The 14,842-nt window shown below is 68.8% G+C and carries 9 protein-coding genes; all 9 read right to left on the reverse strand.

Going from position 1 to position 14,842, the window contains the following annotated elements:
* Window positions 1-7 precede the first annotated feature (7 nt).
* Complete coding sequence (locus ACIBK3_RS31515) at window positions 8-3,832, reverse strand: ABC transporter ATP-binding protein (protein WP_399370815.1); 3,825 nt, start codon at window positions 3,830-3,832, stop codon at window positions 8-10.
* Window positions 3,833-3,906: 74 nt separating this feature from the next.
* Window positions 3,907-4,902 carry an ABC transporter permease gene (locus ACIBK3_RS31520; protein ID WP_399370816.1) on the reverse strand — a complete coding sequence of 332 codons (996 nt, stop codon included), beginning with the start codon at window positions 4,900-4,902 and terminating at the stop codon, window positions 3,907-3,909.
* 29 nt (window positions 4,903-4,931) lie between these two features.
* Window positions 4,932-5,810, reverse strand: a complete 879-nt coding sequence (locus ACIBK3_RS31525; protein ID WP_399370817.1) for an ABC transporter permease — start codon at window positions 5,808-5,810, stop codon at window positions 4,932-4,934.
* A 129-nt stretch (window positions 5,811-5,939) separates the two neighbouring features.
* Window positions 5,940-7,142, reverse strand: coding sequence for an MFS transporter (locus tag ACIBK3_RS31530; protein WP_399370818.1), 1,203 nt, complete (start codon window positions 7,140-7,142; stop codon window positions 5,940-5,942).
* Window positions 7,143-7,154: 12 nt separating this feature from the next.
* Complete coding sequence (locus tag ACIBK3_RS31535) at window positions 7,155-8,471, reverse strand: NtaA/DmoA family FMN-dependent monooxygenase (protein WP_399370819.1); 1,317 nt, start codon at window positions 8,469-8,471, stop codon at window positions 7,155-7,157.
* Window positions 8,472-8,541: 70 nt separating this feature from the next.
* Entirely contained in the window at window positions 8,542-9,858 is a 1,317-nt protein-coding gene (locus ACIBK3_RS31540; RefSeq protein WP_399370820.1) for an NtaA/DmoA family FMN-dependent monooxygenase, read from the reverse strand.
* Between the two features lie 11 nt (window positions 9,859-9,869).
* Window positions 9,870-11,186, reverse strand: coding sequence for an NtaA/DmoA family FMN-dependent monooxygenase (locus ACIBK3_RS31545; RefSeq protein WP_399370821.1), 1,317 nt, complete (start codon window positions 11,184-11,186; stop codon window positions 9,870-9,872).
* A 12-nt stretch (window positions 11,187-11,198) separates the two neighbouring features.
* Complete coding sequence (locus tag ACIBK3_RS31550; protein ID WP_399370822.1) at window positions 11,199-12,506, reverse strand: NtaA/DmoA family FMN-dependent monooxygenase; 1,308 nt, start codon at window positions 12,504-12,506, stop codon at window positions 11,199-11,201.
* 204 nt (window positions 12,507-12,710) lie between these two features.
* A complete protein-coding gene (locus tag ACIBK3_RS31555) occupies window positions 12,711-14,696 on the reverse strand; it encodes a dipeptide ABC transporter ATP-binding protein (protein WP_399370823.1) in 1,986 nt (661 codons plus the stop codon).
* Between the last annotated feature and the right edge of the window lie 146 nt (window positions 14,697-14,842).

The following is a 14,842-nucleotide window of genomic DNA, read 5'->3' on the forward strand; positions in this document are numbered from 1 at the left end:
GCTGTCCTCACTCGTGGCTGTGGGCGGCGTTCGTCACCATCGCCGCCCACAGCGCCGCGTAGTGGCCCCCGAGCTCGAGGAGCTCGTCATGGGAGCCGTCCTCGACGATCAGCCCGTTGTCCACGACCAGGATGCGCTGGGAGGCTCGCGCGGTCTGGAGCCGATGGGCGATCAGCAGTGTCGTACGCCCCCTCGCGACCAGGCCCATCGCTCGCTGGACGCGCGCCTCGGTGGCGAGGTCCAGGTTGGCCGTCGCCTCGTCGAGCAGCAGGATCGCCGGGTCGACGAGGAGGGCCCGGGCCAGGCTCAGCAGCTGGCGTTGGCCGGCCGACAGTGACCGGCCCTGCTCGCTGACGGGGGTGTGGTAGCCGAGCGGCAGTCCGGCGATGAAGGCATGGGCCCCCACCGCGCGGGCGGCCTGTTCCACGAGGAGGTCGGGCGCCTCGGGGTTGCCGTAGGCGATGTTGGAGCGGATCGTCCCGGAGAAGAGGAAGGGTTCCTGGGGGACGAACCCGAGTTGGTGGCGGTAGGCCGCCAGGTCGAGCCGCCTGATGGGGATGCCGTCGAGGCTCACCGTGCCCGCGGAGGTGTCGTAGAACCGGGCCACCAGCTTGACCAGGGTCGACTTGCCCGCACCGGTGGTGCCGACCAGGGCGACGACCTGTCCGGGCGGGATGTCGAGGCTCACGTCGTCCATCGCGACCAGGCCGGTGCTCTCGTAGGCGAACGTCACGTGGTCCAGGGAGATCGCGCCGGACAGGCGCTTCGGGGCGACGGCGTCCTCGGCGAGCGGGGTGCCCGTCGGCGTCTGCAGGAGCTCGCGCAGCTGGACGACCGCGACCTTCGCCTGCAGCCATTGGTCGAAGACGAAGGACAGCTGCTGGATCGGCGTGAAGAACTGGTCGAGGTAGAGCAGGAACGCGATCAGCAGACCGTAGGACAGGTCACCAGCGATGACACGTGGAGCGGCGACCATGAGCGCGATGGCCTTGGCGACGGTGCTCAGCAGCTGGAGCAGCGGAAAGAAGCGGGCCATCAGCTCGGCCGAGCGGATCCGGGCCGCGCAGTAGGAGTCGGCCAGTACGGCGAACCGCTCTTCGTTCGCCCGCTGTTGGGAGTAGGCCTGGCTGACCGCGACGCCGGCGAGGCTCTCCTGCATGTCGGCGTAGAGCACCGACACCCGGTGGCGCGCGACCAGGTACGTCTTCCCCGAGGCGGAGCGGAACCACAGCGTCGAGACCAGCAGGACCGGCAGCACCGCCGCGACCGCGAGGGCGAGCCGGGCGTCGAAGACGACGAGGCCGACGGCGATTCCGGCACACGACAGCAGACTCACCATCGCGGTCAGCAGACCCTGCTGCAACAGCTGGGCGAAGGCCTCGACGTCGGAGGTCATCCGGGTCATGATGTCGCCGGCCATGTGCTTCTCGTAGTAGTTGAGCGAGAGTCGTTGCAGGTGGGCGAACGTCCGCACCCGCAGCCCGAACAGCATGCGCTCGGCGGTGCGCTGGGCGAAGTAGATCATCACCCTGCTGTTGATCCAGATGACGCCCTGGACGGCCAGGAGGGCCGCACAGACCCAGGCCAGCATCTGGCGGGAGTGCTGGAGGACGCCGTGGTCGATGCCCAGCCTGATCAGCGCCGGCGTCGCGATCCACGACACCGCGTCGACGACCACCATGACCGAGGCCAGCAACAGCGGCTTGGCGAAGGCGCGGAAGACGCTCCCCATGGTGAACCGGTCGTGCGGCGCGGCCGCCTCCGCGAGGTCGATGTCGGGCTCGCCGCGCAGCTCGGGAAGGCTCTCCACGGCCCGGAGCAGCGTGGGCGACACCGTGGCCAGGCCGGCCAGGGTCGAGGTGGCACCGCTCATACCGGGGCCGCCCTGCGAGCCGGACGCCGCCCGTGTGGCGGCCTCGCTGGTGTGGCTGCTGATCTTGGGTGCGCCGAGCCGTGACACGTTCTCGGGCCAGGCGGGGCGGTCCAGCTCGGTGACCGGTTCCTCGGGTGCCGGCTCGAACTCCGCGTCGGGTCCGGTCAGGAGCTCGCGGAAGAGCGGGGAGCTCTCCAGCAGCTCTTCGGTGGTTCCGACGTCGACGATCCGGCCGTGGTCGAGCACGATGACCCGGTCCGCCAGACGCAGGGTCGAGTGCCGGTGGGCGATCAGCACGGTCGTCCGACGGGCGAGGACCTCCCCCAGCGAGCGGTGGATGGCGTGTTCCGTCCGTGCGTCGATGGCGGACGTGGCGTCGTCGAGGATCAGCACCTGGGGGTTGGTCAGCGCCGCTCGGGCGAGCGCGAGTCGCTGCCGTTGCCCGCCGGACAGGGTGAAGCCGCGTTCGCCCACGGCGGTGTCGTAGCCGTCGGGGAGCCCGGCGATGAAGCCGTGTGCGCCTGCCGCGACCGCCGCGTGCTCCACCTCGTCGATGGTGGCCGTCGGCCTGCCGAACGCGATGTTGTCGCGGATCGTCGTCGAGAAGAGGAAGCCTTCCTCGAACACGATCCCGACCGCGGCACGCAGCGAGGTCAGGGTGTACTCGCGGATGTCGCGGCCGTCGACGCGCACCACTCCCGACGTGGGGTCGTGGAACCGGGCGATGAGGTGGGCGAGGGTGGACTTCCCCGAACCCGAGGCCCCCACGATGGCGATCCGCTCTCCCGGGTTCACCCGCAGCGAGATGTCGTGCAGCACGCGGTCGCCACCGGCGTAATGGAAGTCGACGTGCTCGAACTCGACCAGGCCCGCCGGATTCTCCAGCCGGACCGCGTGGGGATGCTCTCGCACGCCTGCCTGGGTCGACAGCAGTTCGACGACCCGCTGGGCGCCGGCACGCGCCTGCTGGCTGGTGGCCATCAGACCGGACAGGAAGCGCACCGGGGCGACGAGTTGCAGGACGTAGCTGGAGAAGGCGAGGAACACACCGAGTGTGACCCGTTCCTCCATGACGAGCCAGCCGCCGAAACCGAGGATGGCCAGCTGGGTGAGACCGGGGATGGCGTCCATGCCCGCGCCGAACACCGCGGTGATCCTCGCGGTCCGCAGCCGGGACTGGAAGAGCCCCCGCGCCTCCTCGTTGAGCGCTGCCTGCTCCTGGTCCTCCTGCCCGAACGCCTTGACGACCCGGACTCCGGTGACCGCCTCCTCCACGACCCCGGCCACGGCGCCCTGGAACCGCTGGTCCATCCAGCTCGCGGGGAACGACCGGCTGCGGAACCGCATGGCCACGGCGAGGAAGACGGGTACGGCCACCGCCATCACCAGTGCCAGGAGGGGGGAGAGAGCGACCATCACGGCCAGCGACACGATGAGCAGGGTGACGTTGCCGTAGGCCAGGCCCAACTGCTGGAGGAACATCTGGATCAGCGTGAGGTCGGAGGTCGCCCGCGACATCACGTCACCGGCACGCAGTTCGTCGCGCCGCGAGGCGTCCAGGTACTGCATGTGCCGGTGCAGCTTGATCTGGAGGTCCCGCTGGATGTGCACGGCGGCTCTGCCGCCGATCGTGCGGCGCAGGTAGTTCGCCACGAAGCTGACGACTCCGGTGACGAGCAGCAGCACGATCCAGACGGCTCGGGAACGCCTCTGGGACAGGATCGTGTCGTCCAGGACGACCTGCTGGATCAGCGGGATGAGACCCATCAGTCCCATCGCGGCGACGGCGAACCCGACGCCGAGCCAGATGCGCACGCGCGCCCGCCGGTCGAGCACGGGTGCCAGCAGCCGCAGGGTCCCCCGCGCGTACACGGGACGCTGCTGGTTCTCCACCTCCACCTCCGCGTCGGGCTCGGGCTCCGGGGTGTCTGCTGCGCGCACGTCGAGTGGAGTGGTCATGGGCACAGGAGAAGGGGCGCGGATTTCCGCGCCCCTTCCCATGCGTTGCCGGCCGATTGCGCCCGTGGACGCCGCTACATGGCGATCCGTGGATCGGCTGCGGCTTGCAGGACGTCGACGACGATGTTGGCCACCACGTAGAGGAGGCCGACCACCAGGGTGATTCCGGCGATGGTGTTGAAGTCGCCCCTGCCGATCGACTGGGAGATGTACAGGCCGATCCCGGGTCTGGCGAAGATCGCCTCGACCAGGATGCTGTTCCCGATCATCCCGGCGAGCTGCAGTCCCATCAGTGCGAGCACCGGGCCGAGGGCGTTGCGGAGTGCGTGTCTGACGAGGACCTGCGTCTCGCTCAGACCCTTGGCCCTGGCAGTGCGGGCGTACTCCGCTCGGAGGGTGCCCTCCAGGCTGCTTCTCAGGACGCGGCCGACGGCCACCGCGGGCCCGATCGCGACGCAGAGCGCCGGGAGGATGAGGTGTTGCAGATCGTCGAGGAACAGGCCCGGCCGGCCTGCCAGGAGGCTGTCGACCAGGAGGAAGCCGGTCGGGCCCGCCGGCGCGTCGTACGCCGAGGTCTGGCCGGTGACCGGCAGCAGGTCGAGCCAGCGGTAGAAGACCAGCATCGCGATCAGGCAGGCCAGGAACACGGGCACCGAGGCACCCGAGATCATCACCACGCGCAGCACCCCCGATCCGCGCCACCCACGTGCCGTGGCCAGGCCCAGGAAGAACCCGATCAGCGCGATCAGTACGAGGGCCGTGAACACGAGCTCGAGCGTGACCGGCAGGAACTTCATGATGTCCGACGAGACCTGTGTGCGCGTCACGGTCGAGGTCCCGAGGTCACCCTGCGCCGCGTGGCCCAGGTAGTGGAAGAACTGCACCGGCACCGGCCGGTCGAGTCCCAGTTGGTGGCGGGCTGCTTCGTACACGTCCGGCGGTGCCTTCTCCCCGACCAGGGCCACGACGGGGTCGACCGGCGCCACCTTCTGCAGGACGAAGACCACCATCACCAGTGCGAGCAGGACGGGAAACGCTCCCAGGAGCCGACGACCCAAGATCAGCAGCATGATGTCACCTCCACGTTCGTCTGTACCGGTCAGCGGTCACGGATGCGGTCTCTGAGTGCGTCGCCGGCGAAGTTGCTCACGATGGCGATCAGCGCCACGGCCGCGGCGGGGAACACGGGGATCCACCACGCGCTGAAGATGTTGGTCATGCCTTGTGCGCTCATCGCTCCCAGCTCCGGAGCGGGTTGCGGCGCACCGAGACCGAGGAACGAGAGACTCGAGAGCATCAGCACCAGCGCCGACACGTCCAGGCTCGCGGTGATGATGGTGACCGGGACGGCTCCGGGCAGCAGGTGCCTGGTGAGCCGGCGCACCGGTCCGGCCCCCGAGATCCTGGCCGCCTCCATGTGCGGAGAGGCCCGCAGTTTGCGGACCTCGGCTCGGATGATGCGTGTGTACAGCGGCCACCAGACGATCGAGACGCCGACGAGCGTGTGGAAGTAGGACGGGCCGATGGCCGCAACCACCGCGATCGCCAGGATCGGCCCGGGAAGCGCCAGGAACACGTCGGTGATCCTCATCAGGATGCTGTCGACGACGCCGCCGAGGGCTCCGGCGACGAGACCGACCAGCCCACCGAAGACGACACCGGAGGCGACGACCGCCAGGGCGCCCCACCAGCTCGTGGACATGCCGACCAGTACGCGACTGAGTACGTCACGTCCCACCGTGTCGGTGCCCAGGAGATAGCCGGCCCCGGGCGCGGACATCGGTGGCCCGGCCGGTACCAGGGGATCGTAGGGCGCGATGGCTTTGGCGAAGATCGCGACGAGGAACGTCGCGGCCAGCGCGGTGAAGGCGACCCAGGCCGCCACCGGCGTGCCCTGGAAGTACTGTCTGAGGCCTTGACCGAACCTGGTCTCGACCGGGATCAGATCTTTGGCGACGTAGGGCTCAGCAACGGCCATGGCTCCTCCGTAACGGGACGGCCCGCTCGTCCTCGACCCTGCGGTGCACGGGCGGGCTTGTGATGCGATCCATCGGGAAACCAGTCCACCTCTCGGTGGTCTCATTGAAAGTTCACTCAAGTTGCCGGGTCATTGCGCGCGCGCCGCGCGCGTTTCCCGCAGGGGTCTCGATCCCGCCAGCACGGCCGTGCACAGCAGGACGAGCCCTCCGCCGACCACACATCCCGTCACCCCCAGCGCCCCGAAGAGCAGGTTGACGCTGCCCGATCCGCTGAACGAGCCCACGCCGCAGGCGATCCGGTAGTTGGCCACGGCGATCGACGGGTCCGGGCTGGTGGCGACGACCAGCACGGGTGGTGCCGCCAGGGCGACTCCGTCGACAAGCCCGAAGAGCACGGCCGCGGTCAGGAAGCCGCTGAGCGAATGGGCGACCAGGAGGGCACCCAAGGCGATCAGACCGAGCGCGAGCGCCCACACGAGCGCTCGAGCGGGACGGACCTTCTCGAACAGCGTGCCCGAGGTGCCGAGGACCACGATCTCCACCATGGCGAGCACGCCCAGACAGATGCCGATGCCCGCGGGGGTGAGACCCGCCGCGTCCCCGATCAGCGGGAAGGCGGTGTTCTCGATCCCGCTGCGCAGGTAGTTGCCGACGAGCCCCAGCACGAGCGCGACGCGGACCGCTCGGCCGACCGCGAGCCGGGGCAGGCCGATGCGGGGTCGGCCGAGTTCTTCCGACGCGGGAAGGCGTGGTAGCAGCAGGAGCACCAGTGCGCCCGTCGCCAGGCCCGACCCGCAGCAGACCACGAAGGCGAGCCGGTAGCCGTCGAGCCCCGCGTATTGGGTGGCCAGCAGACCGCCGACGGGGGCGCCGACGGAACCGCCGAGCATCTGCAGGCTCGCGTTCGAACCGAGGGCGCGGTGCGGGCGAGCGCGCATCCGCACCGTCACCTGCAGCGCCGCGCCGGCGACCACCGCGCTGGCCAGTCCCTGCACGACCCGGGCGGCGATCAGCTCCGGCGCGCGGTCGGCCAGCGCGTAGCAGGCCTCGCTGACCGCGAAGAGCACCATCCCGACGACGGCCGTCGAGCGGGCGTCGATCCGGGTGACGACCCGTGTTCCCAGGATGTCCACCAGCATGAGTCCGGCCGCGGAGCTCCCGACGAAGACGGTGGCGAGGACCGGGCCGAGTCCCACCTTGATCGCGTAGAGCAGCTCGATCGGGGCAGTCATGGCCATGACGAATCCGACCAGGATCATCGTCAGCTGATGCCCGGCCGACTGCCGGAACCGGGCAAGAGCGCCGGCGTGGGAGGTGTGCGGTGCGGTCACGCCCGCACGCGATCAGAACTCACGAAGGGTCTCGCGCAGGGTGGACCTGGTGTACGCGGTGCGGGTGAGGCCCTGACGCTGCAGCTCGGGCATCAGGCCGTCGCAGATGGCGTTGATGTAGTTGCGGGACAGGTCCCAACCCGGCTTGCTGATCAGGAAGCCGTCGCCGCCCACCTCCTCCATCGCCTCGCCCATCTTCCGGGCGACCTGCTCCGGAGTGCCCACCAGCTCCAGACCCCGCTTGGCACGGTGCAGCACCAGCTCGCGCAGGGTCTTGGGGCCGGGGCTGCCGTCGCCCCGCATGAAGTACTCCAGGGATCCGCGTTCGCCGTTGGTGGTCAGGTCCGCGGGGAGCGGCTCGTCCAGGTCGAACTGCTTGAAGTCGATCTCGGTGTTGGAGGAGATGTTCACCAGCGACTTCTCGATGTACGACGGGTGGTGGTGCAGCCGCTCGACCTCGGCGCGGGCCTCGGCCTCGGTGGCGGCGACGGTGGGGGAGACGACGAAGAGGAGCTTGATCTCGTCGGGGTCGCGGCCGGCTGCTTCGGCGCGGGCGCGGATGTCGTCGCGGTACTCCTTCATGCCTTCGATGCCGGTCCCGACCGCGATGATGGCGTCGGCGGCGCCGGCGGCGAAGGCACGGCCCCGGGGGGAGGCTCCCGCCTGCAGGAACGCGGGCCGGTGCTGGGGTGAGGGCACGGTGTTCAGCGGTCCGCGGGACTTGAAGTACTTGCCGTCGAAGTCGATGGTGCGGACTTTGCGGTAGTCGGCGAAGGTGTTGGTGTCGCGGTCCATGACGACGGCGTCGGGTTCCCAGGAGTCCCAGAGCTGGTTGACGACGTCGAAGTATTCTTCGGCGACGTTGTAGCGCTCGTCGTGTTCGGGCAGGCCTTCGAGGCCGAAGTTCTGGGCGGCGCGGTCCTCGGCGGAGGAGACGATGTTCCAGCCGAAGCGGCCCTCGGCGATGGAGTCGACGGTGGAGCAGGCACGGGCCAGCAGGTACGGCGGATAGAACGAGGTCGACATCGTCGCCACCACGCCCATCTTCGCTGTGTTGGCGGCGATCAGAACGGCCAGCGGGATCGGGTCCTGCTTCGGCGCGAACGCCGAGTGCTTCAACGCGCCTTCCATGGTGCCGCCGTAGGCGTCGGCGACCATGACGGTGTCCTCGATCATGATCAGGTCGAAGCAGGCCCGTTCCATCGACTGGGCCATGTCGACGTAGAACTTGCCGTTGGCCCAGTTCCTCACGTCCGGGGAGGCCCACTCGCTGTCCCACTCCGGCGGGATGAAGTTCATGAACCAACCCATATGGAACTTCTTCGGCATGATGTCTCCTACGGTCGTGGCGGGGTGCGGTGGTGGAGGTCCGGGGATGTCCGGGGTGTCTGCGGGAGTCTCAGAACTCGCGGAGCGTCTCGCGCAGGGTGGACTTGGTGTACTCGGTGCGGGTGAGGCCCAGGCGCTGGAGCTCGGGGACCAGGCCGTCGGTGATCGAATGGATGTACTTCCGGTTCAGATCCCAGCCGGGCTTCATGATGAGGAAGCCGTCGCCGCCGATCTCCTCCATCGCCTCGCCCATCTGCTGGGCGACCTGCTCCGCGGTCCCGACGAACTCGACGCCTGTCTTGGCCCAGTCGATCGCGAGTTGGCGGAGGGTCTTGGGGCCGGGGGTGCCGTCGCCCCGCATGAAGTGCTCCAGGGATCCGCGTTCGCCGTTGGTGGTCAGGCCCTCCGGGAGCGGCTTGTCCAGGTCGAACTGCTTGAAGTCGATCTCGGTGTTGGCCGAGATGCTGACCAGGGTCTTCTCGATGTAGACGGCGGACGAGGTCAGCCGTTCCACCTCGGCGCGGGCCTCGGCTTCGGTGGCGGCGATGGTGGGGGAGACGCAGAAGAGGAGTTTGATGTGGTCCGGGTCGCGGCCGGCTGCTTCGGCGCGGGCGCGGATGTCGTCGCGGTATTCCTTCATGCCGGCGGTGCCGGTGCCGACGGCGACGATCGCGTCGGCGGCGCCGGCGGCGAAGGCACGGCCTCGGGGGGAGGCTCCCGCCTGGAGGAACGCGGGGCGGTGCTGGGGTGAGGGGACGGTGTTGAGGGGGCCGCGGGATTTGAAGTACTTGCCGTCGAAGTCGATGGTGCGGACTTTGCGGTAGTCGGCGAAGGTGTTGGTGTCGCGGTCCATGACGACGGCGTCGGGTTCCCAGGAGTCCCAGAGCTGGTTGACGACGTCGAAGTATTCTTCAGCGACGTTGTAGCGCTCGTCGTGTTCGGGGAGGCCTTCGAGGCCGAAGTTCTGGGCGGCGCGGTCCTCGGCGGAGGAGACGATGTTCCAGCCGAAGCGGCCTTCGGCGATGGAGTCGACGGTGGAGCAGGTGCGGGCGAGCAGGTAGGGCGGGTAGAACGACGTCGACATCGTCGCCACCACACCCAGGTGGGTGGTGTTCGCGGCTACCTTGACCGCCAGTGGCACGGGGTCGTGCTTGGGCGCGAAGATCGAGTTCTTCAACGCGCCTTCCATGGTGCCGCCGTACGCGTCGGCCACCATCACGGTGTCCTCGATCATCATGAAGTCGAAGCAGGCCCGCTCCATCGACCGTGCCATGTCGACGTAGAAGTCGCCGTTGGCCCAGTTCCTCACGTCCGGGGAGGCCCACTCGCTGTCCCACTCCGGGGGAATGAAGTTCATGAACCAACCAAGGTGGAATTTCTTCGTCATCGTCCCGATCCTCAGAACTCGCGGAGCGTCTCGCGCAGGGTGGACTTGGTGTACTCGGTGCGGGTGAGGCCCAGGCGCTGGAGCTCGGGGACCAGGCCGTCGCAGATGTCGGTGATGTACTGCCGCGAGAGGTCGCGACCGCCCTTGTTGATCAGGAAGCCGTCGCCGCCGATCTCCTCCATCGCCTCGCCCATCTTCTGGGCGACCTGCTCCGGAGTGCCCACCAGCTCCAGCCCCCGCTTGTTGCGAGCCATGACCATCTGACGCAGGGTCTTGGGGCCGGGGCTGCCGTCGCCCCGCATGAAGTGCTCCAGGGATCCGCGTTCGCCGTTGGTGGTCAGACCCTCCGGGAGCGGCTCGTCCAGGTCGAACTGCTTGAAGTCGATCTCCGTGTTCGACGAGATGCCCACCAGCGCCTTCTCGATGAAGGAGTCGGTCGCGATGATCCGCGCCTCCTGCTCCAGGGCCTCGGCTTCGGTGGCGGCGACGGTGGGGGAGACGACGAAGAGGAGCTTGATCTCGTCGGGGTCGCGGCCGGCTGCTTCGGCGCGGGCGCGGATGTCGTCGCGGTATTCCTTCATGCCGGCGGTGCCGGTGCCGACCGCGATGATGGCGTCGGCGGCGCCGGCGGCGAAGGCGCGGCCTCGGGGGGAGGCTCCGGCCTGGAAGAAGGCGGGGCGGTGCTGGGGTGAGGGGACGGTGTTGAGGGGGCCGCGGGATTTGAAGTACTTGCCGTCGAAGTCGATGGTGCGGACTTTGCGGTAGTCGGCGAAGGTGTTGGTGTCGCGGTCCATGACGACGGCGTCGGGTTCCCAGGAGTCCCAGAGCTGGTTGACGACGTCGAAGTATTCTTCGGCGACGTTGTAGCGCTCGTCGTGTTCGGGGAGGCCTTCGAGGCCGAAGTTCTGGGCGGCGCGGTCCTCGGCGGAGGAGACGATGTTCCAGCCGAAGCGGCCTTCGGCGATGGAGTCGACGGTGGAGCAGGCGCGGGCGAGCAGGTAGGGCGGGTAGAACGAGGTCGACATCGTCGCCACGACACCCATCTTCGATGTGTTGGCGGCGACCATGACGGCCAGCGGTACGGGGTCCTGCTTGGGTGCGAAGACGGCGTTCTTGAGGGAGCCTTCCATGGTGCCGCCGTAGGCGTCGGCGACCATGACGGTGTCCTCGATCATCATGAAGTCGAAGCAGGCCCGCTCCATCGACCGCGCCATGTCGACGTGGAACCTGCCGTTGGCCCAGTCCTTCACGTCCGGGGAAGCCCACTCGGACTGCCAGTCCGGTGGCGTGAAGTTCATGAACCAACCCAGGTGGAACATCTGTGTCATGTGCTGTGCCTTTCAGAACTCGCCGAGGGTCTCGCGCAGGGTGGAACCGGTGTACTCGGTGCGGGTCAGCCCCCGTCGTTGGAGCTCGGGGACGAGACCGTCGCAGATGTCGGCGATGTACTTGCGCGTCAGGCCCCTGCGGTGGATGAGGAAGCCGTCACCGCCGACCTGCTCCATCACGGCCTGCATCTCGTCGGCGACCTGTTCGGGAGTGCCGATGAACTCCATGCCGAACGAGCTCGCCGCGATCGCGAGCTGGCGGAGGGTCTTGGGGCCGGGGGTGCCGTCGCCCCGCATGAAGTGCTCCAGGGATCCGCGTTCGCCGTTGGTGGTCAGGCCCTCGGGGAGCGGTTCGTCCAGGTCGAACTGCTTGAAGTCGATCTCGGTGTTGGACGAGATGCCCACGAGCGCCTTCTCGACGAACAGGTCCGACTGACCGAAGCGTTGATGCGCGGCGATCGCTTCGGCTTCGGTGGCGGCGATGGTGGGGGAGACGACGAAGAGGAGCTTGATCTCGTCGGGGTCGCGGCCGGCTGCTTCGGCGCGGGCGCGGATGTCGTCGCGGTATTCCTTCATGCCGCCGGTGCCGGTGCCGACCGCGATGATGGCGTCGGCGGCGCCGGCGGCGAAGGCGCGGCCTCGGGGGGAGGCTCCGGCTTGGAAGAAGGCGGGGCGGTGCTGGGGTGAGGGGACGGTGTTGAGGGGGCCGCGGGATTTGAAGTACTTGCCGTCGAAGTCGATGGTGCGGACTTTGCGGTAGTCGGCGAAGGTGTTGGTGTCGCGGTCCATGACGACGGCGTCGGGTTCCCAGGAGTCCCAGAGTTGGTTGACGACGTCGAAGTATTCTTCGGCGACGTTGTAGCGCTCGTCGTGTTCGGGGAGGCCTTCGAGGCCGAAGTTCTGGGCGGCGCGGTCCTCGGCGGAGGAGACGATGTTCCAGCCGAAGCGGCCTTCGGCGATGGAGTCGACGGTGGAGCAGGCGCGGGCGAGCAGGTAGGGCGGGTAGAACGAGGTCGACATCGTCGCCACGACACCCATCTTCGATGTGTTGGCGGCGACCATGACGGCCAGTGGCACGGGGTCCTGCTTGGGTGCGAAGACGGCGTTCTTGAGGGAGCCTTCCATGGTGCCGCCGTAGGCGTCGGCGACCATGACGGTGTCCTCGATCATCATGAAGTCGAAGCAGGCCCGCTCCATCGACCGCGCCATGTCGACGTGGAACTTGCCGTTGGCCCAGTCCTTCACGTCGGGGGAAGCCCACTCGGACTGCCAGTCCGGTGGCGCGAAGTTCATGAACCAACCCAGGTGGAACTTCGTCATGTGTCTCTTCCTGCCTCTCCTGCTGCCTCCGCTGCCGCGAACGAGATCGCCGGGCAGTTCGGCACCGCGCCGTCGCGTGCCTTGACCTGTGGTGACCCCATGACATCCAGGGCCGGTGTCACGACGAATGCGCCGTCATGGCACTCGTATTGCGCCGTTGTGACCCTGGTCCGCTCCGCGCTCCACGACGTGCTACGCGCCTGGTCAGCCCTCGTTCGCGGGGACCCTGATGAGATGGCACGAGGCCTCCCGGCCTCCGATGCCGTCGATGGAGTAGAGGAACGGCGCCTCGGTGGAGCACCGGTCGATCCGCTCGCGGCAGCGTGGGTGGAACGAGCAGCCCGACGGCACGGAGAGCGGGCTCGCCGGCTCGCCCGGCAGGCGCACGGGCGCGGCCCCAGGAGTGGGGATCGCGGCGAGCAGGGCTTTGGTGTACGGATGCTTCGGGGAGGAGATGATTTCCTCGGTCGGCCCCAGTTCGACGATCTGGCCGAGGTACATCACCGCGGTCCGGTCGGAGATGAAACGCGCGGCGGCCAGGTCATGGGTCACGAACATGACGGCCATTCCGAGCTCACGCCGCAGGTCCTGCAGCAGATTGAGCACGGACGCGGCCAAGGAGGCGTCCAGAGCGGAGGTGGGCTCGTCGCACAGCAGCAGCTTCGGAGGGACGATGACGGCCCTGGCGAACGCCACCCGCTGGCGCTGACCTCCCGAGAGCAGGCCCGCCTTGATACCGGCCACGTCCGGGGGCAGTCCCACCTGACGCAGCGCCCGGTCGACCAGCTCCCGGCGGTCCGCCCTGTTCTTCTCCTTGAGCAGCCGCTCGCCCACGATCTCGCCCACGGTCAGCCAGGGCGTGAGCGAGGCACCGGCGTCCTGGAACACCATCTGGGGCCGGCCGCCGAGTCGCTCGACATCCCCGCCGTCGGGCTCCATCAGCCCCGCGACGACGCGGAGCAACGTCGACTTCCCCGACCCGGACTCGCCGACGACGGCCATCGACTCGCCGGGAGCGATCTCGAGGATGACGTTGCGCAGCGCGTGCAGCTGATCCTTCTTCAGCATCCCGCGCCTGACCGTGAACTGCTTGTCGACGCCGTTGACCCGCAGCGCGGGAGCTCCGTCGTCGAGCTCGGCCATGGGCCGGAACGACGGCGCCGCGGCGAGAACCGCCGCCTCCTGACTCGTCGCTCCGGGCACGATGCAGGCCGCCACCCCCGAGTGCGTGGCCGCAGGCGTCGGCACCGGCAGCGTTTCGGCGCAGTCATGGATCGCCGCCGAACACCTGGGCGCGAAGGCGCAGCCCTGCGGATGTGCCCGGGGGTCCGGGGGCTCACCCGGAAGCGCCGGGATGGGCCGGCCGGTGGGCAGGTCGAGATCCAGCCGGGCTTTCAGCAGGCCCACGGTGTAGGGGTGGGACGGTGCCCGCAGGACCTCCTCCGTCTTCCCGACCTCGGCCACCCGGCCGCCGTACATGACCGCGATCCGGTCCGCCACCTGGGAGGCCACGCCGATGTCATGAGTGACCAGGATGAAGGAGGTGCCGAGCTTGTCGCAGAGGTCGCGGATGAGGGCGAGAACCTGCGCCTGCACCGTCACGTCGAGTGCCGTGGTGGGCTCGTCGGCGATCACCAGGTCGGGCTTGCCGGCGACCGCCATGGCGATCATCACGCGCTGCCTGAGCCCACCCGACAGCTCGTGCGGGAACGCCTTCATCCGCCGTGCGGGATCCGGGATGCCGACGAGGTCGAGCAGTCGTAGCGCCTCCTCCTCGGACCCGGCCGCCTCCACCACCTGGCGACCGATGCGCATCGTGGGGTTGAGCGAGGTCATGGGGTCCTGGAACACCGCGCCGAGGTGCAGCTTGCGCATGCGGCGCCGCTCCTCGTCCGACGCGGACACCATGTCGACGCCGCACACCTCGGCCTTCCCGGTGATCACAGGCATCGGGTCGCCCGCGAGCAGGCCGAGGAGGGCCAGAGCCATCACGCTCTTGCCCGAGCCGGACTCACCGACGACGGCGAGGATCTCGCCGGGATCGATGTCCAGGGTGACGCCGCGCAGGGAGTGGACGGGCACTCCTCGACGCCGGAAGGTGACCGTGAGGTCCTCCACCCGGGCGCGTGACGCGGTCAGTGGTTCGGCGAGTGCGGCGGCGCTGTTCCCGGTGGTACTGGTGCTGGCCATGGTTCATGCCCTCCTCGGCCTGGTGGCGGTGACGGTGTCGGCGAGGGAGGAGTCCGGCTCCAGCCCCTCCAGGTACGTGCGCGAGACGAGTTGTCGGTCGCGGGCAGAACGGGATCCGGCGCTTCGTCGAGCAGGATCTCGCTCAT

The organism is Streptomyces sp. NPDC050287 (assembly GCF_044459385.1).
In the GTDB taxonomy this organism is placed as follows: Bacteria; Actinomycetota; Actinomycetes; order Streptomycetales; family Streptomycetaceae; genus Streptomyces.